The sequence below is a fragment of the Oribacterium sp. oral taxon 108 str. F0425 genome (assembly GCF_000214455.1).
Classification (GTDB): Bacteria; Bacillota; Clostridia; order Lachnospirales; family Lachnospiraceae; genus Oribacterium; species Oribacterium asaccharolyticum.
The window spans coordinates 1,161,665-1,184,023 of the sequence record NZ_AFIH01000001.1 but is presented as its reverse complement, the minus strand read 5'-3'; the positions used below and the strand labels follow the sequence as shown (position 1 = coordinate 1,184,023).

Sequence of the window (22,359 nt, the reverse complement as noted above, 5' to 3'; positions counted from 1 at the left end):
CTTTCCCTCTTCTATTCTATGTTCTGTACCTGCTCTCGCATTTTCTCAATGCAATTCTTCGCTTTTAAAGCAATATCCGTAATGTCTAAATCCGTAGCCTTGGAAAGAATCGTATTGCTTTCCCGATTCATCTCCTGCATTAAAAAATCCAAATCACGTCCTACTGCCGATTCTTCTTTCAGAATCGCTTTTACTCTTTGAATATGACTGTCCAATCTGGTAATTTCCTCATCGGTGCTGACTTTATCGGAAAAGATTGCCACTTCCTCCAGAAGCCTTCCTTCATCAATACTTCTTCCCTCCAGACTTTCTTCTATTTTCTTCCGTAAGCGCTTTTCATACTGCAGGCGAATCTCCGGTTCCCTTTCCTTCAAAAATCGAACATAAGACTCCATCTCGGATAATTTCAACTCTAAGTCTTCCTGCAACTTTCTCCCTTCGACTTCCCGAGAATGAACGAATTCCTCTATCGCCTTATCTACAATAGAAAGAAGTCCGTCCGCGTCTTCTTCAACCTCTTCTTCTACAAGCCTGAAAACTTCGGGATAAAAGAAAATTCTATCTCCGGTAACAGAACAGGGAATACCCAGTTTTTCGGAAAGCTCCGTGATTTCCTTTTTATATCTTTCCGCCAGGGCATAATCCACCAGTAACTTCTTATTTCTTTCGGCACTGTCCTCCAGCGAAAGGAATAACTCCACTTTTCCCCGGGAAATTCGGTCTTTCAAATGATTTCGAATACTCAATTCCATCGCTTGAAAGCTTCTGGGCAGTCGGAAACTCAAATCTAAAAATCGGGAATTCACCGACTTTATTTCTACCGTAATGTCACGTTCCTGTAAGTTGGCCGTAGCCCTCCCGAAACCGGTCATACTTTTCATTTTTACGCACTCCTTTTCTCTTGTGTTTTTTTATCCTTTCGCCTATCCTAGGAAATACACAAGCTGGATTCGTTCCTGTTAATTTTTTATGATAGCAAGGGACTAGGGCTTTTTCAAGGAAAAAAGGTGGTTTTATGGCATTTGACGGTTTATTTTTATCAGCTTTGGTTTCCGAGTTCAAAGATACGATTCTCGGAGGAAAAATCAGCAAAATTGTGCAGAGTGAAAAGGATGAACTTCAACTCACAATCAAAAAGGAAAGGCAGCAATATCTTCTGCATCTTTCCGTAAATCCTTCTATTCCCTTAGTTTATCTGACGGATAAAAATAAGACTGCACCGCTTACCGCACCAAGCTTTTGTATGGCGCTAAGAAAGCATATCGGAAACGGAGTGATTCAAAATATCACGCAGGCTTCCACTACACTCTCGGAAGAAGGGCTGGAGCGTGTTCTCCTTCTCCATATATCCCATAGAGATGAACTGGGCGACATAGGCACAAAATATCTTTCCGTAGAAATCATGGGGAAATATTCCAACATCATCCTCTTAAAGGAAGATTTCACTATTCTGGACGCCATAAAACGAATTTCCTCCGTACAATCCTCGGTTCGAGAGGTTTTACCCGGGAGAAAGTACTTTATTCCCGACCAGTTCGAAAAAGAGAATCTCCTTTACTTTCCCTTGGAAAACTTGCAATCTTATTTGGAAAGCAGGGCGAAAAGCAGAAACGGAGAGTCTAAGGCGGAAACCCTCTCCGAGCTCCTCTTCCACAGCTTTTCCGGCTTAAGTCCGATGTCGGCCAGGGAGCTTTCCTTGGATGCCGGTCTTGCCTCCGATCAGGAATTGGACAAACTGTCTTCTTCCGACTGGAAAAAGCTTTCCGAGGCCATTTGCAGACTTCGACTTCGGATTCAAGAAGGGAATTTCTCTCCCGCCATTCTCTACGAAAATGAAAAAGCCTTTGACTTTTCCGCCATTCCCGTACGGCAGTATAGCGGAAATCCCGCCTTTCACCTCGAGGTCTTTCCCTCTCCCTCCGAACTTCTTACATTTTACTACGGTGGAAAGGAAAAAGAGGACCGTGTCCGGCAAAAATCCACAGACTTAAAAAAACAATGTACTACTCTCTTGGAACGCGTCAGCAAAAAGCTGAGTTTGCAGGAAAAGCAGCTGAAGGACACGGAGAAAAAAGAGCGTTTTCGAATCTTCGGAGAATTGCTCACTACCTATGGGTACAGCTTAAAAGGCGGAGAAAAAGAATTGATCTGTGAAAATTATTACAATGGAACAGAGGAACACATTCCCTTGGATGAAAGCTTAAGTCCCATAGAAAATGCCAAAAAGTATTTTGAGAAATACGATAAGGCAAAGCGCACGGAATTAAATCTCTCCACACAAGTAAAGGAAAGCAGAAGCACGCTTAAACACCTGCAATCCATCTTGAACAGTCTTTCCACCGCAGAGAATGCGGAAGACTTAGAAGATATACGAAGAGAAATGGGAGAATACGGCTACATGAAGCCACTCTCCAAGAAGAAGAAAAAAGAACGAAAAGAGGACAAATCCTCTCCGAGAATCTTCCGTTCCTCGGACGGCTATCTTCTCTATGTCGGAAAGAACAATTATCAAAATGAAGAAGTCAGTTTCCGCATTGCGGAAGGAACGGATTTTTGGTTCCATGTAAAAGGCTCAGCCGGTTCCCATGTCATTGCCAAAACGGAAGGAAAGAATCTGGAAGAGCTTCCCGACCGTCTCTTTGAAGAAGCAGCCGAGCTTGCAGCCTACTTCTCCTCGGAAAAAGAAAGTGCCAAGGTGGAAGTGGATTATACGGAAAGAAAAAATTTAAAAAAGGTAGTGGGTGGAGCTCCCGGCTTTGTGATTTACCACCAAAACTATTCCATCCTTGTTTCGCCAAAAAAAGTTCCGGAAGAGCTCTAAGCTCCTCCGGAACTTTCTATTCTTCTTCCCAATTCGTATAAACACTCTGCACATCATCGGATGCATCCAATAAATCAAGGGTTTTTCTTAAGTTCTTTACCGCTTCTTCCTCTGTCACGGAAACGGTATTACCGGGAATCATCACGACCTCCGCCTGTACCATGGGAATGTTCTCTTGTTCCAGATTTTCACGCACAGTGGAGAAATCTGCCGGACTCGTGATAATTTCATAGCTGTCATCCCGATCAATCAGATCCTCCGCACCTGCCATGATGGCAATATCCATCAGCGCATCAAAATCTTTATCCAGATCATCCATGACTTCCTTATCCAGAATGATCTGTCCCTTTTCTTCAAAGAGGAAAGATACGGATCCCTGTGCGCCAAGACTTCCCTTCCCCTTTGTGAAAGCGGAGCGTACATCCGCCGCGGAACGATTCTTATTATCCGTTAATACCTTTACGATAATGGCAACGCCGTTTACACCGTAACCCTCATACTGCATTTCTTCAAAATTTACCGCGTCCAGTGCTCCGGCAGCCTTCTTAATCCCGTTTTGAATGGTATCGTTCGGCATATTGTTTGCTTTTGCCTTGGCAATGACATCCCGAAGCTTTGAATTACTGTTCGGATCTGTTCCCCCCTGCTTTACCGCAAGGGCAAGTTCATGACCGATAATCGTGAAAATCTTTCCCTTTGCTGCATCGTTCTTTTCTTTTTTTGCTCTAATATTGGAAAACTTTGAATGGCCTGACATACTCTCTCCTCTAATTTTTTCTTAGTGTACCTATTTTCTCTTTTCTTCGCAAGTTTTTTTCAGAATACCTGTGTTTCCTAGGAAAAATCATCAATATGCAGGTTGGAATGCGGATCAAAAGTTCCAATCCATTTCTTTCCTCTGAAATAAACACGGGGAACACGATTGCCGAGGCCGCATAAAAACTCATAAGGGAAGACACCGAATTTTTCCCAATCATAAAGACTGATTGCTTCTCCTCCCTCTTCCCCGAGAAGCGTCACCTCCTGGAAAAGAACTGCGTCTACGGCACTGACATCCACCATGAACTGGTCCATACAAACTCTGCCTAAGATAGGACATTTCTTTCCGCCTATAATAACCTCCGCCTTTCCGGAAAGCAACCTGGGATAACCGTCTCCATAGCCCACCGGAATCGTGGCAATCCGCATTTCCCTGTCCGTCACAAAGGCGGAACCGTAGGAAATTCCCTCTCCCTTCGGAACAGTCTTTATATGCGAAATTTTCGCCTTCCAGGAAAGTGCCATCTTGAGGGGCAGGTCCTGCCTCACTTCCGAAGAAGGATAAATCCCGTAAAGCGCGATGCCGTCCCGTACCATATTGTACTCTGTACCAATATCTTCCAAGATCCCTGCAGAATTCGAAATATGACATAGGGGAATGGTATAGCCTTCTTTCTTCAAACTTTCCAAAAAATCGTGGAAGCGCTTATGTTGTTTCAAGGTATAACTCTTATCCGCCTCGTCACAGGATGCAAAATGAGAAAAAATCCCCTCCACTTCCACATAGGGACTGTTCAAAATATCCATTGCCGTCTTCAAAGCATCTTTTTCTTCTACTTGGATCCCGATTCTTCCCATTCCGGTATCCAAAGCAATATGTACCGCCAGTTTTGTTTTCTTTTTTCCGCTATTTTTTCGATTTTATCGAGTTGCCTCGTGGTGAAGAGACTCGGCATTACCCGATAATCAAATAAAGATGTATATTGGCTTTCCGGAACAACCCCAAGAACCAGGATATTTTTTTCGATTCCTGCCTTTCTTAAGGTAATTGCTTCCTCTATGGTTGCCACGCCGAAAAGTGCACATTCTTCCTCTACCGCTTTCGCCACTTCCACCATGCCATGCCCATAAGCATCCATTTTAATTACAGCACAGAATGCTATGCCCTCTCTCAAACTTTTCTTACAGAGTCGAAGATTCTCCTCCATCCTGTCTAAATTCACAATGGCATAGGTTCTGTCGTAACTCTTTTTATCTGTCATCTTTCCCATCATCCTTTTCTATAAACTCTTCCATGGCAAGGGCAAAATAATGAGGAAGGTCCCTTGCCAGGACAGCATGCTCTCCCTCGGCTTCCGCTGCCAGCTTCCCCCCTCTCACCTGAATGAGAACGGAAAGACAGGCCGCCTGAAACGCAAGTTCATGCTTATCTATTTCCGGATATCTTTCCTTTAAAACCGCCAGAAGACCGGCTAAAAGACCGGCAAAAGCATCTCCCGAGCCCCCCTTACTTAAGGATGGAGATGCTTCCCGATTATGGAAAAAGCCTTTTCCTTCCCAAAAATTGTCCTCTTTGCCCGGTACTGTTTCTTTCCCCGTATCCTCCGAAAAAGGGGTAAAAACCATCGTATCATGCGATTTCAGAATTAAAATACAGCGATGCTTCGCAGCATATTTCCGACCCAATTCTTCTTTGTTTTTTAGAATTTCCTCAAGAGAGCAATGGCAAAGCCTCGAAAATTCTTTAAGATGCGGCGTAAGAATAATCGGACAGTACTCCGCAGCCTTACATAATGCCTCGTCCAACAAAGAGGACTCCGCTATCACATTTAACGCATCCGCATCCAAAATAAGAAAAGCCGGAGGAAAGTTTCTTAGCTCGTTTAAAAGCTTCAGGAGAAGCCTTTCTCTATCTTCTCCCGTTCCGATTCCCGGACCGAATAGGATAATTTCACTTTTTTGCAATAGCTCTTCCACCTTCAGTTCTCTCACATCCGAAAGAATCGCTTCAGGAACCATGGTTTGCAGAACGCTTCTATTTTCCTCATCGGAGACCAGATGAACCAAGCCGGCTCCGGCCCGATAGGCAGCCAAGGCGGAGAAAAAAGCCGCTCCGGCCATCCCTTTTTTTCCGGCTATGATTCCCACTGTTCCGTAAGAACCCTTATGAGACAAAGGATTCCTCTTCGGAATGGATAAAAAGTATCTTTTTGTTTCACACAAAGCATCCATCTGCCCTCCGGCTTCTTTTCCAAGGATTACTGCACTGGCAATCACCAGACTTTTTGTGTTGGAAATACTCACCTCCAAAGCCTGTCCTCTCCGCGCTTTAAAGAGCTTTAAAGCATTGCCGTAAAGCTTGACATAGGGTTTTCCAAGTTCATCCCGCAAAACCTCAATATCCAAAAGTGAAAAACCTCTTATTCCGGTTCCGAGTGCCTTTGCCACCGCTTCTTTCACACTAAAATCACCGGCAAGACGAGAAGCTTTTCCCTCGCTTTGCCGGCGTTCTTCTTCTGTAAAAATCCTCTCTACTCTGCCTTTTTTCTGTAAACGCTCCACTCTAGCTATTTCCAGAATATCAGAGCCCACAGATATCATCATCATTGTTCCTCAAAAACACGGTAAGACAGTCTCATCAAACTTTCGGAAAGATGCACATTTTCCACCACTACATGTTCGGGAACTTCCAAATCCACATGTGCAAAATTCCAAAATCCGCTTACCCCGTACGAAATAAGATCATCCACAATTTTAACGGCTGCATCCTTGGGAATGCACAGTGCTGCCAAGCGAATATGATTTTTCTCCACAATATCCTTCATCTCAGACATGGGAGAAACCTTGACGCCTCCGGCTTCCTGTCCAATCACCTTCGGATTATTATCAAATACCCCCTTGATATCAAATCCTCTTTTTCTAAAATTGGTATAGTTCGAAAGTGCCAATCCCAAGTGTCCGGCACCGACGATAATCATCGAATGAACTTGATCAATTTTCAGAATCTTGGCAATCTCCTCATGCAAATTGAAAACATTGTAGCCATAGCCCTGCTGTCCGAAACCGCCGAAATTATTTAAATCCTGTCGAATCTGTGATGCCGTTAAATGCATCCTCCGGGATAAATCCCCGGAGGAAATACGTTCTATTCCTTGATCCATCAAGTCTTCCAAATAACGATAATACCGCGGAAGACGTTGGATAACTGCTTTTGATATCTCTTTACGTTCCATATTCTTTCACCTGATTTTACTGCCTACCTTCCCAATATAATTACTTGTGAAAATGCTGTCAATGCTATAACAGGAAAAAGAATAAAAAACATTCTTAGTTGGAAAATACCTTCCTGTAATCTGCAATAAACTTTTCAATACCTATATCCGTTAATGGATGATGCATCATCTGCTTTAAGACTTTAAACGGTACGGTAGCAATATCCGCTCCGGTCTTGGCACATTGTACCACATGAATCGGATGACGTACGGAGGCGCAAATCACCTCTGTTTCAATCTCCGGATACATAGAAAAGATTTCCATAATGTCCTCAATTAAAATCATCCCGTCGGAAGAAATATCATCCAATCTTCCGAGGAAAGGAGAAACATAGGTCGCTCCCGCTCTTGCCGCAAGGATAGCCTGTGTAGCGGAGAAAATCAGAGTAACGTTGGTCTTAATCCCCTCTTTGGAAAGAACCTTAACCGCCTTCATTCCTTCCTCCGTCATAGGAATCTTAACAACCATGTTTTTAGAAATAGAAGCAATTTCCCTTCCTTCTTGAATCATATCTTCCGCTTTTACGGTATCCGCCTTTACTTCGCCGGAGATAGGGCCGTCCAGAAAGGAAGCAATCTCCTTTAAGGTTTCCGTATAGTCTCTTCCCTCCTTCGCAATCAAGGAAGGATTCGTCGTACATCCGCAAATAATTCCCATATCATAGGCTTCCCGAATTTCATCAACATTAGCAGTATCAATAAAAAACTTCATATAACTCTCCTTTTTTGGCTAAAATAAATACTTTAAAACGACTGTTCCTCTTCTTTAAAGAGATCTTGCCATGTTTACAAGGTTCTCCACCGTGAAGCCGAAGTGCTTAAACAATTCCTTAGCAGGTCCCGATGCACCGAATCCGTCCATCGATAAAGATTTTCCTTTGAGACCTACATATTTGCCCCAACCAAAAGAGGAAAGGGCTTCCACAGAAATTCGTTTTTCAACGGAGGCGGGAAGTACCTTGTCCCGATACTCTTTGCTTTGCATTTCAAAAACTTCCATAGACGGCATGGAAACAACACGAACCGCTCTTCCCTCTGCCCTTAAAATCTCTGCCGCATTTTCCGCGAGTTCCACCTCGGAACCGGTAGCAATGAAAATGAGTTCCGGTGTTTTCTCGGAATCCGAAAGAATATAAGCTCCCTGCAGAGCTTCCTTTCCATCCCGGCATAACTGCGGTAAGTTCTGTCTGCTTAAAACAATGGCAGTAGGACAATCCGTACTGCTCAATGCGGAGAACCAGGCGGCCGCCGTCTCCTGTCTGTCAGCAGGACGGAATACACGGAAATTCGGTGTTGAACGGAGCATAGCCAATTGTTCAATTGGCTCATGAGTAGGACCATCCTCCCCTACTCCGATACTGTCATGCGTTAAAATAAATATTTGCGGAATCCGCATCAAAGCGGATAGTCTTGCCATTGGTTTAATATAATCACTGAAAACAAAGAAGGTAGATGCATAGGAACGATATCCTCCATGTAAGAGAATGCCGTTTGCAATTCCGGCCATAGCCAGCTCTCTCACCCCGAAGTGGATGTTCTTGCCCAGTCTGTTCTCTTTCGAGAAGAATCCTTCTCCCTTCATTTCCGTCTTGGTGGAAGGAGCAAGGTCTGCAGCGCCTCCAAAAAGATTCGGCACAGCCTCTTTTAAAATCTGGAGAACTTCTCCGGAGGAGTTTCGGGTCGCATCCGCCTTCTCCTGTTTTGCCCAAAGCGCTTCATTGTTCACCAAATCCAAGACTTTCTTGGGATCATGATAAGATACATATTTCTCATACTCTGCAGGATATTTTTTCGCATACTCCGTTTTAACCGTCTCCCAATCATCGTATGCCTTCTTTTTTCTTCTAAAAGACCTTGATAATGTGCATAGACCTCTTCCGGAATGTAGAACGCTTCCTCATACTCCCAGCTCAGGAATTTGCGCATCTCTTTGATATTTTCTTCGCCCAGGGGCTCTCCGTGAGCGGAAGCCGTCCCCTGCTTCTTTGGAACCCCATAGCCGATATCCGTCTTAACCGTAATGAAATACGGTGCAGAGTCATCTTCCTTAGCCTTCTGTAAAGCCGCAGCAATAGCCGAAACATCATTTCCATCTTCTACGGTAAGTGTTTTAAAGCCAAATGCCTCCATACGCTTCTGGACATTTTCCGTAAAGGCAATCTCCGTATTTCCCTCTATAGAAATATGATTGGAATCATACAAAATGGTCAGCTTATGTAAATTCAACGTTCCCGCAAGAGACAGGGCTTCTGAGGAAATACCTTCCATAAGGCATCCGTCGCCGCAAAGTGCATAAGTTCTGTGATCTACCAGGGGAAGCCCTTCTTTATTGAACTCCGCGCTTAAATGACTCTCCGCCATGGCAAAGCCGACTGCCATAGCCAGTCCCGCTCCCAAGGGTCCCGTCGTAGCATCAACCCCCATGGTATGACCATACTCCGGATGTCCCGGGGTCAGGGATCCCATTTGTCTAAAGGACATCAAATCCTCTTTCTTAAGACCGCAAGAGAATAAATGTAATAGGGAATAAAGCAGCATGGAACCATGCCCTGCAGATAAAATAAAGCGGTCTCTGTTTTCCCACTGTAAATGACTTGGATTAAAGTTCAAGAACTTGCCCCAGAGAGTATATGCGGCAGGCGCTGCTCCGAGAGGTAAACCGGGATGTCCGGAATTTGCCTTCTGTATGCCATCCGCGGAAAGTATACGAATACTGTTAATTGCTTTTGTTTCTATTTCCCTATTCATCGTTTCCTCCTACATTTCGTCCAAGAGTTTCTTAATAATTTTACCATAGGAAGTGAAAATGTCTATCTGTGAATCGGAAAAAAGAAAAAAGAACCTGGAATAATTCAGAATCATTCCAAGTTCTCCTATCATGCAGAAGATGGGAGTTGAACCCACATGAGTGTTACCTCACACGGACCTGAACCGTGCGCGTCTGCCATTCCGCCACTTCTGCGAACTCGGTAACTATAGCATTTTTGGATTTTACAGTCAAGCAAATTCTTTTTCCGTAAGCCGGGCGCACGCTACTCGTCGAAAAAGATAAAAGCCCGGTGTTTTCAGCCATACGGCTCAAACTCCGGACTTTTTCAGATAGCGCAGAGGGTGGGACTCGAACCCACGCGCCCTTGCGGACAAACGGTTTTCAAGACCGCCTCGTTATGACCACTTCGATACCTCTGCTAGTAAATCTAAATCAGAGTAAAGGAAAAGGATGCTTTTGTCAATAGCTAAGTAAAAACGTTATAAAAGATGTCTCAGGCTTCGCCTGATCCACTCGTTGTGAATAAAAAAAATCGAAGGGCTATCCTTCGATTTACTCTGAGAGCGCGAGACGGGAATCGAACCCGCGACCTTCTCCTTGGCAAGGAGACATAGTACCACTCTACCACTCGCGCACAATGCCCAGAACCGGAATCGAACCAGTGACACGAGGATTTTCAGTCCTCTGCTCTACCGACTGAGCTATCTGGGCAAAAAAGCGGGTGATGGGAATCGAACCCACGTGTTCAGCTTGGAAGGCTGACATTCTACCATTGAACTACACCCGCAATTGTGTTCTCTTCTATTTTCGAGGCACGAACGATATATTACTATATGCCTTATAATCTTGTCAACGTTTTTTTCTTTTTTTGCTGAAGTCTCGGAAGCACCTGTTTTTCCGCTCCTTCCCAATATGTTTGTCACCTTTCTTTGTTCCAATATGTTTTCCACCTTCCTTTGTTCCAATGTCTGTCGCCTTTCTTTGTTCCAATGTCTGTTGCCTTCCTTTCGCTCCAAAACAAGTGAAAAAGCATCCGCCCCTTCCCAAAAAGGAAAGGACGAATGCTCTTCTCCATGACAAACAAGCGAAATAATCGTGTCACTCTTTCTTCTATTTCTCTGCGCTTTAATATTTATCTCCTGCGTTCGAGACAAACTCTTCTTCCGCTTCTCTATATTCCGGACGTACATTTACCGCCTTAACCGGTTTATTATATTCCGAGCGTACATCTACCGCCTTAACCGGTTTATTATATTCCGAACGTTTTGTTTCTTCCCGAAAAACTTCTTTGTTTTCCGGAACTTCTTCCAAAACTTCCTCTTTTTCATCCGGAACAACAGTCGGTTCTGCATCTAAGCCGGACTTGTCTCTTTCGCGAAGGCGGAATCTGCTGATTTGATTTCGCAGTTTCTCAGCCTGTTCATTTAACTCCATGCTCGCTGCAGAGCTTTCCTGTGCGGTAGCACTGTTATTTTGTACAACACTGGAAATCTGCTCAATTCCCGTAGTAATCTGGGATACTGCAGAGGATTGTTGCTCAGAGGCCCTGGCGATTTCCGTGATTAAATTACTTAAAGAATTTTGTCCTTCAACTACCTGATGCAGAGTATTTGCCGTGCTGTCCGCAAGACTGCTTCCCACTTCAACCGCTTTTACCGTCTCATCGATAAGCACAGTTGTATTTTGCGCCGCTTCAGCAGATTTCTGCGCAAGATTACGAACTTCGTCAGCCACAACCGCAAAGCCTTTTCCCGCTTCACCCGCTCTGGCAGCCTCAATTGCCGCATTTAAGGCGAGAATGTTGGTTTGGAAAGCAATGTCATCAATTGTCTTGATGATTTTACTGATTTCCGCTGATTTTTCATTGATATGGTTCATGGACTTCTTCATTTCCTGCATCTGTCCATCGCTCTTTAATAACTCTTCCTGCCCTACCTTGGCTTCAGAATCGGCCTTTCCCGCATTGTCCGCATTCATCTTAATTCGTGAGGAGATATCGCTGATTGTTGCAGACAACTCTTCGATACTGCTTGCCTGAGACATCGAGCCTTCCGTCAAATTCTGCGCTCCGTTTGACACATTCTTTGCAGATTCGGAAACCTGATCGGAGGAAAGTTGAATATTCCCGATTAAATCTGTCAGCTTATCCGACAAATCCAAAAGAGCCACCTTGACCTTAGCAAACTCTCCTGCATATTCATTCTTCAGCTCAATGTTCAGATTACCGTTTTGAATCTCATTTAAGCTGTCCGTAATCTCTTGAATATAAGCTCTGTAATCCTTTAATTGTCCTACCAATTGTCTGAGTCCATGTGCAAGAGATCCGATTTCATTCCTGCTCTTTACCGAGATTTCTTCGTCTAAAGAACCGGAGGCCAATTTTTTCACCGACTTGGTAAGTGCCAGAATCGGTTTAGCCTGTTTGTTTCCTACCCAAAGCGAGATGAAGAGCATGATAATCAGATAAACCGCAATGAAGAATCCCAAAGTCATCTGCAGGGTTTCAATGGCTCCGTAAATATCCTTGTGGTCCGGTGTTACCACTACCTTCCAGCCATTGTCAAGTGTACTGAAGCCCAGCAAAACAGCATCCTTTTTACTTCCCTCATTTACGTATCCGCTGTCCGTACTGAGAATTTGGGAGATAACATTTTTGTATTTTCCGTCTAAAATATCAGCAAAATTTTCTCCATTTGTAAAATCCGGATGATATAAAATTTTTCCGTCCGCATTTAAAAGATAGGTATCTCCCGGATGGTATTTTTGATGCTTTAAAAACAATTGATTCAGGTAATCAAAGTCAAAATCCACTCCGACAACCGCAAAGCCTTCCCCGCTCTTTAAATAAACCGGGCTCACATAGGAAATAATGGTTTTATTGATATTCGCATTAAAATACGGCTCCATCCAAGTTGCCTTCTTGTTTTGCAACGGCGTATAGAACCATCCGACATGTTCCATATCACTGGGATCATATGCACCCAAATCCGTCGGAGTCACTTCTTCCAAAGTACCGTTTCCGTCCGCATCCGTATAGAACGTTCCGGAAGTACCATAGGTGAGCTTCGGGTCATAACGAATATAAGAAGCTACCAAGCCGTTGATATCCTTTGTGGAGGAAACAACCAGCTCATTCATACGCTTCTCGAAATCGCTAAAGTATTGACTGTCCTTCCCGAGAATTTTGTCTTCATCCGCAAGGCTGGAAGTTGCCATCACCAAGGAATCCACCTTCGACTGTACCAGATTTAAGACGCCATCCACAGACTCTCCCGTCTGTGCGGCAGCAATCGGCATAGTCTTGTTTCCATCGGAAACACTGATATTACTCATGTACAGCATTAAGGTGCCACCCAACATAGCAAAAGCAACCACGATGGGTAATAACATGCAAAGTATTAAAGTATTACGAATCGATTTCATTGTTTTCTCCCCTCTAAAAAAACCAATCTACCTCATTATCGGAGAAAAGTATTTGAAATATAATATTTATTAAAATTTTATTTTTATTTTTTCCAAGACTATATTAAGATTTGTTATCTTGCCAGTCCATGGAAGTTTTGCTATACTTTTTTGCCAGTATTAAGATATAAAGGAGGCTGAATTATGGCTGAATCCGGAAGAAAACAGGATTTCTACATGAAAAAAAAGAAAAAGAAGTCCCCCTTCCTTTCCATACTTTTACATTATGTTTTACCCTATCTTGTTCTAAATTCCTGCATACTCTTCTTTGTCCTGGCCACACCCAAATTGCAGGTCAATGATCCGACAGAGCATGGAGACAAAAACGCCTTGGCTGTGCTCGTGCATGTGGATTCCGTTCTTCCGATTAAGAATTTTTCCGCAAAGCTGGAGGGAGAAGAACTGAATTTTACAAAAGAAAATCAAAATTACCTTATTCCTGTCAGCAGTAACGGAAATCTTCGAATCAGTGTGACTTCTATCAACGGAATGCAAAAGGTGGTAAATTCCCAAATCAACAGTTTTGATGAAAATCCTCCCGTCATCGATGAGGACCATGTCGTTCTGGGTTCCGGTTATGTGGAGTTTACGGTAAGCGACACACAGTCGGGCGTTGACTTCGCTTCGATTTACGGAATAGACAAGGATGGCGACAATATAAAGCCAAAAAATATTGATGAAAACACCGGTACGGTCCAGTTTTCCATGAAAACAAACGGCATTACCGTCTATGTTTCCGACAATGCAGGGAATCAGGTAAGCGGAAACTTCAATTTGGAAGATTCTCCCTATCCTAAAACAAAGGCGGATTTGGAAGAAGAATCATCCGACAATAAAAAAGAAACCGCTTCCAAAAAAGGAAGCGATTCCGATAAAAGTTCTTCCAAGACAGAAAGCAGTTCCGAAAAAAAATCCTCCAAGAAGAAAAACTAAAACCTGCAGCTTTTCCTGCTATACCCGTTCATTAGGAAATCAAGGTATTGATTTCATAATGTATCGGGTATTTTCTTTTTTCTTCTTCACTTCTCTTTTGCATAACCCGATCAATGGCAATCAAACTGTTTTCCTTCTCTGTTCCGACAAGAAGAATCATGTACTGTTTATTGCTGCAACGAACAACAACATCCCCTCTTCGAATGGTTTGGCTTAGAAGTTCTCCAAAAGCCTGCATACGCTCTTCCAGCCCTCTGCGATCAACATCCTCCGATTCTTCTACCGTAAAGAGCACCATCTGTACCGGAATATGCCCTCTTTCTCCGCTACGTTTGATAAAATGGTAGATACTGCAAAAATCATTATAATCCACCATATAAGCTCCCGGGAAGAAATCGCGATTCTCTATTCGTTTTTGAATGGATTCTAAGGAAATAATATTTGCTTCCGCTTTTTCTTCCTCATCATCCTCATTGTAAACAAAATAGCCGCCCTTCCCGCCGGACTTGACATGATACATTGCTTCATCGGCTTTCTGATAAAGGCTAAGAAAGTCCAAGCCGTTTTTGGGCGAGGAGGAAACACCGATGGAAATTCCAAACTGCATCTTCGAAGTCTGTAAAGTCTCCGCAACTACCCGTTTTACCGCTCCGCAGATTTCTTCACATCTTTCCTGTAAGGCCTCATCCTTCCAAAAGCCTCTATAGAAAATCACAAACTCATCTCCGCCAATTCTCCCTAAAACATCATCGGAGCGGACAAATTTCTTTAGAGTATTGGCCACCAGAGAAAGAACCTTATCTCCCATCTCATGTCCATAACGGTCATTTACCAGCTTAAAATGATCCAAATCCATCATCAAAAGCAAACCGCTTTCCCTGCGCATCTTCAGATTCTCATTAATCTGTTGTATAGAAGCGCTCCGATTCAGAAGACCTGTCAAAATGTCAATTTCCGCCTTCTTCTCCAGATGCTTTAAAGTTTCTTCCCCCTTCATAATCCGATCTACACGTCGAATCAACACGTCGGGAAGTAAAGGCTTCCGAATATAGTCATAAGCCCCTAAATCAAATCCCTTAATCTCATTTTTAGCATCATCGTCGGATGTCATAATCACAACCGGCACATTGCTTAACTCGTGATCTTCCAGCTGTCTAATCTCATTTAAAATGGCATACCCGTCCATATCCGGCATATGTAAATCCACTAAAAGCAAGTTAGGGCGAGTAACTGTCAGCTCCGAAAGAGCCGTTCTCGCATCGGCATAGGCACTTACTACATACTTGTCCTTCAGCGCCTTCTCGGCAATCTTCCGCGGAATAGTTTCATCATCAACGATTACTATGCTTTGCAACATATTTCCTCACATTCTAAACATTTGCCACTTTTTTGGTGTGAATATATTCAATGTGTAACTTTTTTGTGGTAGGTAAGTACTTTTCACTGACCAATAGCTCTTTTCCGTTCATCAGATATAAACTTCGTCCCACAATTCTCTGGATTCTGCTCTTGGAAACAGCAGCATAGCGAGAAATTTGCAAAAACTCGTTTCCGCCATATTCATCCATGAAGTTTTTCACCGAAAGATAGGTTTCCAATTCCTCATCCTTCGTATAAATCACCAGTCTTCTTCCTAACGTTTCCACATAGAGAATATCCGCCAAATAGACTCTTCTCTTTTCACGATCCGCAATAATATCGATATATCTTGCTTTCTCCAAACAATGCACAACAGCATTCATTACCTTGGCAAACTTTTCATACTCCACCGGCTTTTGAATATAGGAAAAAGCATGAATTTCAAATGCCTCTGTAATATAATCATTTCCACCGGTAATGAAAATAATCTTCCCGTTTGTTCCCAGATCTTTCAGTTCTCGTGCAATATCAATCCCGTTTAATTCCGGCATGAAAATATCCAAGAGGAAAATATCCGCATCCAATATTTCCCGGCTATCCTGTAGACAGCTCTGCCCTGAAGGATAGAGCTTAAGCTCTGCCTGCATTTCATTCTCCAGCAAATACTTTTCCAATAGGGCTTTCATAAGTTTTTGTTGCACTATCTCATCATCACAAACCACAATCTTTAACCTGTCCATTACGTCACCTGTAAGTTATCACAACCCCCTATCTTTTATTTTAAGGCTCCAAATACTTCGAGGCCTCCTCTACCGTCTTATTATATAGCCGTATAAAAGCACTATGATTATAACGAATATACTGTATTGCCTCCTCTTTTTCAACTCCTTCAACCACCCGTTTAGCCGCATACTCCATTTTTTTCGCATTTTCCGAGAGCAATACTGCTCCGACAGTAAGAGAAGTCGTTTTTAAGCCATGGGAGTATAACCTGTATTTTGCATAATCGGAACTGCTGAAAGCATCTTCCAACTCCTTCTGTTTCTCCGTACTGTTTTCTTTAAATAGAGTAAGGATTTCCTGGTAGACCGACTCATCCTGCATGCAATAAGCCAAGCCAATCTCACGATCCAGAAGTTTCTCTTTGTCCTCCTTTTCGGAAATGGTATGCTTCTTCATTTCCGCCTCAAAATATTCCTCATTGCTTCTCTTCCTGATCAAATTTTCCGGTAGGAAGGTATAAAGGCTCTTATCGAGTTCATTCCCGTCTACAGGCTTCAAAAGATAAGCATCAAATTTACTGCTTCCATCCTTATGGCTTTCAAATAAGTATACATTAGAGGAAAAAGCAATAACGGGAATGGGCTTTCCATATCGATTTTCAATGGCTTGTTCCCGAATTTTTTCCAAAGTCTCCTCACCGTTCATCCCGGCCATCATATGGTCCAAATAAACGATATCATAAGTTCCCGTTGCCAACTTTTCCAAACATTCCTCACCGGAATAGGCAACATCGATCTGTACTTCGGTACGCTTCAAAAGATTCTTCACCAATTGCAGATTCAGTTCATTGTCATCCACAACCAGAATTTTGGCGTCACTGGCAATAAATCCCTTATTGAAACCGTTTCCGACCCCTTTTTGCTTTTTGTATCGGTCTTCAAAGTTCCCGATGGATTCATCATTTAAACGATACTGAGGAATATAAGCCGTAAAGCAGGACCCTTCTCCCAGAGCACTTTTTAATTCTATGCGCCCATGCATCAATTTTGTTAAATATCTTGTGATTGGAAGTCCCAAACCGGTTCCCTGGATGTTCTTTCTCCAGCCGGAATGCACTCTTTGAAATTTTTGGAAAACCAATTTCTGATCTTTTTCACTGATTCCCAATCCGGTATCCTTCACCGCAAATTGCAATTCTACGGGGACAGCATTAGCCGGGGGCTGTTCCTCCCTATCCTCCGGACTTACATTTGCATCCTCCTCATTAAAAGAAAACTTTTTCTCTTCCACAGGCAAGCTTTTAAAAGTTACCGTCAGCGTAACCGTTCCCGTATCGGTATACTTGATTGCATTATCCAGGAGATTCACAAGTACCTCCCTTACGCGGAAAACATCTCCAAAAAGGACTGCCGGTGTATCCTCATCCACAATTACGGAGAAACGCAGATTCTTCCATTCCGCCCTAAAGCGGGCAGTATTACTGAGTTCATGCAATAAATTGGCAAGTTCATAGGGTTTGGGAACCAACTTGATTCCTGAAGATTCAATACGCGAAAAATCCAAAATATCGTTCACCAAAGAAAGCAGGCTTTCTCCGGAAACCTGAATATTTCTGGCATACCCCAAGACAACATCATCATGACTCTCTCTGAGAATCATTTCATTCATCCCGATAACCGTATTGATTGGCGTGCGAATCTCATGAGACATATTGGCCAAGAACTCGGACTGGACCTTTTCGGCAACCTCCAGCTTATTCTTTTCATTTCGAACCTTATCGTATTCCATACTTTGCATATGAATCATCTGGAAAGCGAAAATCACACTTCCAACGGAAAGAAAACGCCCCTGGTTTTCATAACCGTTTAAGAAGAAGGACACAAGCTCAATGCAGCTGAAGGAGATAAGGGTACTTCCGGCACCTATCATCCATGTTAAATCTTTAAAAAGATCCGGATCACGCCAGCGAATCACGACAAAGCTTCTTGCAATGGCAAAACAGGTCAAAAGAAGTATGCAGTCAATCAATAAGTTCAATTCCGCAAAGCTGTACAGACCTATTCCCGCGGAAACAATGATCAAAAGATCACAAAGTGCTATCGATAAGCACAGCCAATAAATCCCCCTTTGACAATTTCCCCTTTCCACTTTATTGATAAACAACAAAGCCGGAATCGGAATCATAATCAAAGAAAGATATTCCATATTCCAAATCAACAAAATATTATTGAAAATCAGCTGTCTGGCATCAATCTGACACCCCATCCAAAGTCCTAAAAAGAACAGAACGGCTCCCAAATAAAATGAGCCCTTTTCCTCTCCTCTCCTTCGATCCAGAATAAGATATTCCACAAGCAGACCGATTCCCATGAAAATCAAACAAAGAGACGCAAAGATCTGCAAGATATTCTTCCATAAAATCTCGCAAATGATGGATAAATCCTCTCCAAAATACAGTCCTTCCAGGGTATTTTCAACGCTTCTGGCTCTTCCTCTGAATTCGATTCGAATCGTACTCCCCAACTGATCCTTCTGTATCGGGAGACGCACCCAGTACAAAGGAGGGATTTTACTGTTAAACGGAGGAATATCCTGATAGTCAAACTGATACACCGGCTTTTCATCAATCCAAATTGTTAAATCCTGATGCATTGTCTTGATATAAAGTGATGTCAAAGAATAGGGAACCTCACTCGGAAGCTGTCTCTCAATCAGTAAATCCTTAATCAGAACCATCTCTTCCGAAGAGCCCAGTTTCTTTTTTGAACCGTCGGGAAGAATTCTCTGCCACCCCGTTTTGAGCACTTCAAATTTATGCTCACGAAAACCAAGCCTGTAATATTCTCGTACAGAGCTTCCAAAAATAAAGATAAAAATGAATAGCAGAAATAAGAGATAAATAAAGCGCATTTTCCGTTCTGTAATTATTTTCATTTATTCTCTAAACTTCCCTTCTACTTGTGAGCACATTTTTCCAATTAGTATTTCGACAAAAATAGAAAAAGGTATAAAATTAAATTATCTGAAACAAAAAGCTACTAAGAGAGGGTCAATCTCTTAGTAGCTTTTTTGCGCGAGTCAAACTATTCCATTGGAGTTTTCCCTCGTAGAAAGATGCATGGCTTTGTTTCATGCAATCTTTTCTGATTCTAGAGTTGTGTTCTTCTGCTGAGCTCAAAGTGCTTCGCTCTCTTCCTCAGCATCTTCTTGGTATTTTTCCAAAATAGTTTGTTGAAGCAGTTCTCTCGTGGTGGAGCGGATAGGGTGCGCAATATCTCTGTACTCCCCGTCCGTAGTTTTTCTTGAAGGCATAGCGATAAATAAGCCCTTTTCTCCTTCGATAACCTTAATGTCGTGAATTACAAATTCCTCATCAAAAGTGATAGAAACAATGGCCTTCATCTTACCTTCTTTGTCAACCTTGCGAACCCGTACATCTGTAACCTCCATGATACTCCTTCCTTTTTACATGGTATACCTTTCATTTTTCTCGATGACGATTCTGATATTCTCCGGTGTTCCAATGTAGGTTGTATTGGCGCGAATGGTGTCCCGGCTCTCCACGATGCAATTCTCTAATACGCTGTTATCTCCGATATACACATCATTCAGGATTACCGAATTCCGAACGATACAGTTGTTTCCAATGTAGACCTTACGGCACAGAACGGAATTTTCAACCGTTCCGTTGATAATGCAACCGCTGGCCACAATGGAGTTATGCACATTACTGTCCGGATTGTATTTTGCAGGCGGGTTGTCGGCCAATTTTGTGTAAACACCAGGCGCCTGTTTAAAGAAATAATCCCGAATCTCTCTCTTTAAGAAGTCCATATTCGTCTTGTAATAGGACTCCAGAGAAGCAATATTGCTCCAATAAGTGTTCAGTCTATAACCGTAGATTCGCTTTAAATTCTTATAGCGAACCAGAATATCCTTTACAAAATCATAGCGATCTTCGTCGTGGGCTTTTTCTAAAAGCTCAATCAGAAGCCTTCTTCGAATGACATAGACTCCACAAGAAAGTATATTGGCATCCGTAAATACAGGCTTCTCCTCAAAGTCCACGATTCGACTGTCCTCATTCATTTTCAGACAGCCAAAGCGGGAAATATCATCGTTTGCATCAATAGGCTTGCAAACAACGGTTATATCCGCTCTCTTTTCGATATGATATTCTAGTACCTTGTTGTAGTCAAGTTTATATACCCCATCTCCTGCTGCAATAATCACATAAGGCTCATGAGAAGACTGTAAAAAAACAAGGTTCTGGTAGAGAGCATCTGCTGTTCCTCTAAACCAGTCACCGTGTTCAGCGGTTATGGTCGGAGTAAAAACATAAAGCCCTCCCTGTTTTCTTCCAAAATCCCACCATTTGGAAGAAGATAGATGTTGGTTTAAAGAGCGGGAATTGTATTGCGTCAGTACCGCAACCTTCTGAATATGAGAGTTGGACATATTCGAAAGGGCAAAATCTATCGCACGAAACGTTCCTGCTACAGGCATAGCAGAAATGGCTCTCTTATTGGAAAGCTCGTGCATTCTTTTGTTGTTTCCACCCGCCAGTATGATTCCGATAGCTCTCATAGTCTTTCCTCCTCCTTGATAATCACTCCTCCGCTAACAAGAAGTCCATCCGGATAGTCGGAAAGCTCCGTCGGTCCATATATAGCTGTATTTCTTCCTACTCTTACCCCATCCGGTATCAGGGAATTTTCCCCGATGGTCGCAAGATTCGAGCAATAAACCCTGCTGTCATAGCTTGATTCCTGGTATTCTCCAATACCGATTTCACAAGCCTTTCCTATTATAACATTTTCTGCCACCACAGCCTGGTCGATGTGGGTATCTTCCTTGATGACTGTGTTTTCCATGATGATGCTGTTTGTAATGACTGCCCCATGTTCCACTGTGACGCCCGGACCGATAATAGAATTCCGGATTTTTCCGTGAATCTCACAGCCTTCCGCAATAATAGAGCGCTCAATCTGTGCTTCGCTTGCTATATACTGCGGGGCCGCATTATCGGTTTGCGTGTAGATTTTCCAATACTCTTCGTATAAATTAAACTCCGGTATCAATGCAATGAGTTCCATATTGGATTCCCAGTAGGATAGCAATGTTCCCACATCCTTCCAGTATCCATTGAATTCATAAGCATAAATCTGTCCCTGCTTCTGAAAAAGATAAGGAATAATGTGTTTGCCAAAATCGCAATCGGGAACGTCTTTGTTTTGAATCAGAGCTTCCTTTAATACTTTCCAATTAAAAATGTAGATTCCCATCGAAGCCAAATTGCTCTTCGGATTTTTTGGTTTTTCTTGGAAATCCGTGATCCTGCCATGCTCATCCGTCACCGTTATACCGAAACGGCTGGCCTCTTCCATGGGTACCGGCATAGAAGCAATAGTCAAGTCCGCTTTCATCGCTTTATGGTATTCCAGCATTACCTCATAGTCCATCTTATACACATGATCCCCTGATAAAATCAGTACATACTCCGGATCATAGTTTTCGATGTAGGCAATATTCTGATAGATGGCATTTGCCGTGCCAGAGTAAAAACCTGTATCCCGTAAAGACTCATAGGGTTGCAACACCGTAACACCGCCTCTGTTTCGGTCCAAGTCCCAAGGTATCCCAATCCCTATGTGCGCATTGAGACGGAGAGGCTGATACTGTGTTAAGACTCCGACGGTGTCTATACCGGAGTTAATACAATTGCTTAACGGGAAATCGATAATGGAATACTTCCCTCCAAATGAAACTGCCGGTTTTGCGACATTCTTCGTCAGAACACCAAGACGTGAACCTTGTCCACCAGCTAAAAGCATGGCAATCATTTCCTTCTTGATCATCTTTACACCTCACCGCTTCTGGGAATTCTCGCTCTGGCTGAATCCGGATTATAGAAAATTGTAGTCAAAAAAGAATCTCCTGCATCCGGTAATTGAATTATAGCACGAATTAAAGCTGTTGAAAACAGCTAAACTTAAAATATTCACCATAAATTAGAATTTATTCTTGTGGATTTTGTGTAAATGTCCTTACATAGTAGCCATAAATAGAATTTAACTTTTCTTTTTCGTTTTTTCCTCCAACAATCGAAACTTTTCCTGTTTTGTTTATATTTCTATTAATCAGCAAGATATTTAAGCAATTCCGAAACAAATATTAAATATAACAAAATATTAGGAAACAGAGCTTTGTTCTGCTTCCTAATATTTTATATGATAATTATTATTAATAGTCTAATATTT

Annotated in this window: 14 protein-coding genes, 5 tRNA genes and 2 pseudogenes; 2 read left to right on the top strand and 19 right to left on the bottom strand. The window is 42.6% G+C overall.

Going from position 1 to position 22,359, the window contains the following annotated elements; translation table 11 throughout:
- Nucleotides 1-11 precede the first annotated feature (11 nt).
- Nucleotides 12-881, bottom strand: a complete 870-nt coding sequence (locus HMPREF9124_RS05600) for a YicC/YloC family endoribonuclease (protein ID WP_009428067.1) — start codon at nt 879-881, stop codon at nt 12-14.
- A gap of 134 nt (nt 882-1,015) precedes the next feature.
- On the opposite strand from HMPREF9124_RS05600, the gene HMPREF9124_RS05595 reads away from it, so the two are divergent.
- Nucleotides 1,016-2,821: an Rqc2 family fibronectin-binding protein gene (locus HMPREF9124_RS05595; RefSeq protein ID WP_009427882.1), complete on the top strand. Its 1,806-nt coding sequence runs from the start codon at nt 1,016-1,018 to the stop codon at nt 2,819-2,821.
- Between the two features lie 16 nt (nt 2,822-2,837).
- Here HMPREF9124_RS05595 and HMPREF9124_RS05590 read toward each other — a convergent pair whose 3' ends face one another.
- From HMPREF9124_RS05590 to HMPREF9124_RS05535, 12 genes and pseudogenes are all read right to left on the bottom strand, one after another.
- Nucleotides 2,838-3,578 (bottom strand): YebC/PmpR family DNA-binding transcriptional regulator, encoded by a 741-nt coding sequence (locus tag HMPREF9124_RS05590; RefSeq protein WP_009429061.1) that lies wholly within the window; start codon nt 3,576-3,578, stop codon nt 2,838-2,840.
- 77 nt (nt 3,579-3,655) lie between these two features.
- Nucleotides 3,656-4,788: pseudogene (alr, locus tag HMPREF9124_RS05585) on the bottom strand (alanine racemase).
- Nucleotides 4,789-4,831: 43 nt separating this feature from the next.
- Nucleotides 4,832-6,187: an NAD(P)H-hydrate dehydratase gene (locus HMPREF9124_RS05580; RefSeq protein ID WP_242821559.1), complete on the bottom strand. Its 1,356-nt coding sequence runs from the start codon at nt 6,185-6,187 to the stop codon at nt 4,832-4,834.
- On the bottom strand, nt 6,184-6,813 hold the full coding sequence (locus HMPREF9124_RS05575; RefSeq protein ID WP_009427689.1) for a redox-sensing transcriptional repressor Rex: 630 nt from the start codon (nt 6,811-6,813) through the stop codon (nt 6,184-6,186). Before HMPREF9124_RS05575 ends, HMPREF9124_RS05580 begins: the two co-directional genes overlap by 4 nt.
- Nucleotides 6,814-6,907: 94 nt before the next feature.
- On the bottom strand, nt 6,908-7,564 hold the full coding sequence (gene fsa / locus HMPREF9124_RS05570; protein WP_009429994.1) for a fructose-6-phosphate aldolase: 657 nt from the start codon (nt 7,562-7,564) through the stop codon (nt 6,908-6,910).
- A gap of 54 nt (nt 7,565-7,618) precedes the next feature.
- Nucleotides 7,619-9,600, bottom strand: a pseudogene (gene tkt / locus HMPREF9124_RS12845) (transketolase).
- A 131-nt stretch (nt 9,601-9,731) separates the two neighbouring features.
- Nucleotides 9,732-9,814: transfer RNA gene (locus HMPREF9124_RS05560), tRNA-Leu, on the bottom strand.
- Between the two features lie 141 nt (nt 9,815-9,955).
- Nucleotides 9,956-10,041, bottom strand: a tRNA-Ser gene (locus tag HMPREF9124_RS05555).
- Nucleotides 10,042-10,184: 143 nt separating this feature from the next.
- Nucleotides 10,185-10,256 (bottom strand) — tRNA-Gly (locus HMPREF9124_RS05550).
- A gap of 4 nt (nt 10,257-10,260) precedes the next feature.
- Nucleotides 10,261-10,333 (bottom strand) — tRNA-Phe (locus HMPREF9124_RS05545).
- Nucleotides 10,334-10,338: 5 nt separating this feature from the next.
- Nucleotides 10,339-10,409 (bottom strand) — tRNA-Gly (locus HMPREF9124_RS05540).
- A 338-nt stretch (nt 10,410-10,747) separates the two neighbouring features.
- On the bottom strand, nt 10,748-13,045 hold the full coding sequence (locus HMPREF9124_RS05535) for a methyl-accepting chemotaxis protein (protein WP_009429655.1): 2,298 nt from the start codon (nt 13,043-13,045) through the stop codon (nt 10,748-10,750).
- A gap of 183 nt (nt 13,046-13,228) precedes the next feature.
- On the opposite strand from HMPREF9124_RS05535, the gene HMPREF9124_RS05530 reads away from it, so the two are divergent.
- Nucleotides 13,229-14,017 (top strand): hypothetical protein, encoded by a 789-nt coding sequence (locus HMPREF9124_RS05530; RefSeq protein WP_009428467.1) that lies wholly within the window; start codon nt 13,229-13,231, stop codon nt 14,015-14,017.
- Between the two features lie 31 nt (nt 14,018-14,048).
- On the opposite strand, the gene HMPREF9124_RS05525 is transcribed toward HMPREF9124_RS05530, so the two are convergent.
- The 6 genes from HMPREF9124_RS05525 to HMPREF9124_RS05500 all read right to left on the bottom strand — a co-directional run bounded on the left by HMPREF9124_RS05525 (nt 14,049) and on the right by HMPREF9124_RS05500 (nt 21,957).
- Nucleotides 14,049-15,374: a GGDEF domain-containing protein gene (locus HMPREF9124_RS05525; protein WP_009536516.1), complete on the bottom strand. Its 1,326-nt coding sequence runs from the start codon at nt 15,372-15,374 to the stop codon at nt 14,049-14,051.
- Between the two features lie 13 nt (nt 15,375-15,387).
- Entirely contained in the window at nt 15,388-16,116 is a 729-nt protein-coding gene (locus HMPREF9124_RS05520; protein WP_009427889.1) for a LytR/AlgR family response regulator transcription factor, read from the bottom strand.
- A gap of 40 nt (nt 16,117-16,156) precedes the next feature.
- Nucleotides 16,157-19,033, bottom strand: coding sequence for an ATP-binding protein (locus tag HMPREF9124_RS05515; protein ID WP_009429164.1), 2,877 nt, complete (start codon nt 19,031-19,033; stop codon nt 16,157-16,159).
- A 240-nt stretch (nt 19,034-19,273) separates the two neighbouring features.
- Nucleotides 19,274-19,549, bottom strand: coding sequence for a septation regulator SpoVG (spoVG, locus tag HMPREF9124_RS05510; protein ID WP_009428933.1), 276 nt, complete (start codon nt 19,547-19,549; stop codon nt 19,274-19,276).
- A gap of 15 nt (nt 19,550-19,564) precedes the next feature.
- Nucleotides 19,565-20,686 carry a glucose-1-phosphate adenylyltransferase subunit GlgD gene (gene glgD, locus HMPREF9124_RS05505; RefSeq protein WP_009428377.1) on the bottom strand — a complete coding sequence of 374 codons (1,122 nt, stop codon included), beginning with the start codon at nt 20,684-20,686 and terminating at the stop codon, nt 19,565-19,567.
- Nucleotides 20,683-21,957 (bottom strand): glucose-1-phosphate adenylyltransferase, encoded by a 1,275-nt coding sequence (locus HMPREF9124_RS05500; protein ID WP_009428895.1) that lies wholly within the window; start codon nt 21,955-21,957, stop codon nt 20,683-20,685. Before HMPREF9124_RS05500 ends, glgD begins: the two co-directional genes overlap by 4 nt.
- Nucleotides 21,958-22,359 lie beyond the last annotated feature (402 nt).

Excerpts from the sequence above, each read along its gene's own strand:
- HMPREF9124_RS05600 (WP_009428067.1), bottom strand. The coding sequence starts at position 881 with ATGAAAAGTATGACCGGTTTCGGGAGGGCTACGGCCAACTTACAGGAA.
- HMPREF9124_RS05595 (WP_009427882.1), top strand. The coding sequence starts at position 1,016 with ATGGCATTTGACGGTTTATTTTTATCAGCTTTGGTTTCCGAGTTCAAA.
- HMPREF9124_RS05590 (WP_009429061.1), bottom strand. The coding sequence starts at position 3,578 with ATGTCAGGCCATTCAAAGTTTTCCAATATTAGAGCAAAAAAAGAAAAG.
- HMPREF9124_RS05580 (WP_242821559.1), bottom strand. The coding sequence starts at position 6,187 with ATGATGATGATATCTGTGGGCTCTGATATTCTGGAAATAGCTAGAGTG.
- HMPREF9124_RS05575 (WP_009427689.1), bottom strand. The coding sequence starts at position 6,813 with ATGGAACGTAAAGAGATATCAAAAGCAGTTATCCAACGTCTTCCGCGG.
- fsa (WP_009429994.1), bottom strand. The coding sequence starts at position 7,564 with ATGAAGTTTTTTATTGATACTGCTAATGTTGATGAAATTCGGGAAGCC.
- HMPREF9124_RS05535 (WP_009429655.1), bottom strand. The coding sequence starts at position 13,045 with ATGAAATCGATTCGTAATACTTTAATACTTTGCATGTTATTACCCATC.
- HMPREF9124_RS05530 (WP_009428467.1), top strand. The coding sequence starts at position 13,229 with ATGGCTGAATCCGGAAGAAAACAGGATTTCTACATGAAAAAAAAGAAA.
- HMPREF9124_RS05525 (WP_009536516.1), bottom strand. The coding sequence starts at position 15,374 with ATGTTGCAAAGCATAGTAATCGTTGATGATGAAACTATTCCGCGGAAG.
- HMPREF9124_RS05520 (WP_009427889.1), bottom strand. The coding sequence starts at position 16,116 with ATGGACAGGTTAAAGATTGTGGTTTGTGATGATGAGATAGTGCAACAA.
- HMPREF9124_RS05515 (WP_009429164.1), bottom strand. The coding sequence starts at position 19,033 with ATGAAAATAATTACAGAACGGAAAATGCGCTTTATTTATCTCTTATTT.
- spoVG (WP_009428933.1), bottom strand. The coding sequence starts at position 19,549 with ATGGAGGTTACAGATGTACGGGTTCGCAAGGTTGACAAAGAAGGTAAG.
- glgD (WP_009428377.1), bottom strand. The coding sequence starts at position 20,686 with ATGAGAGCTATCGGAATCATACTGGCGGGTGGAAACAACAAAAGAATG.
- HMPREF9124_RS05500 (WP_009428895.1), bottom strand. The coding sequence starts at position 21,957 with ATGATCAAGAAGGAAATGATTGCCATGCTTTTAGCTGGTGGACAAGGT.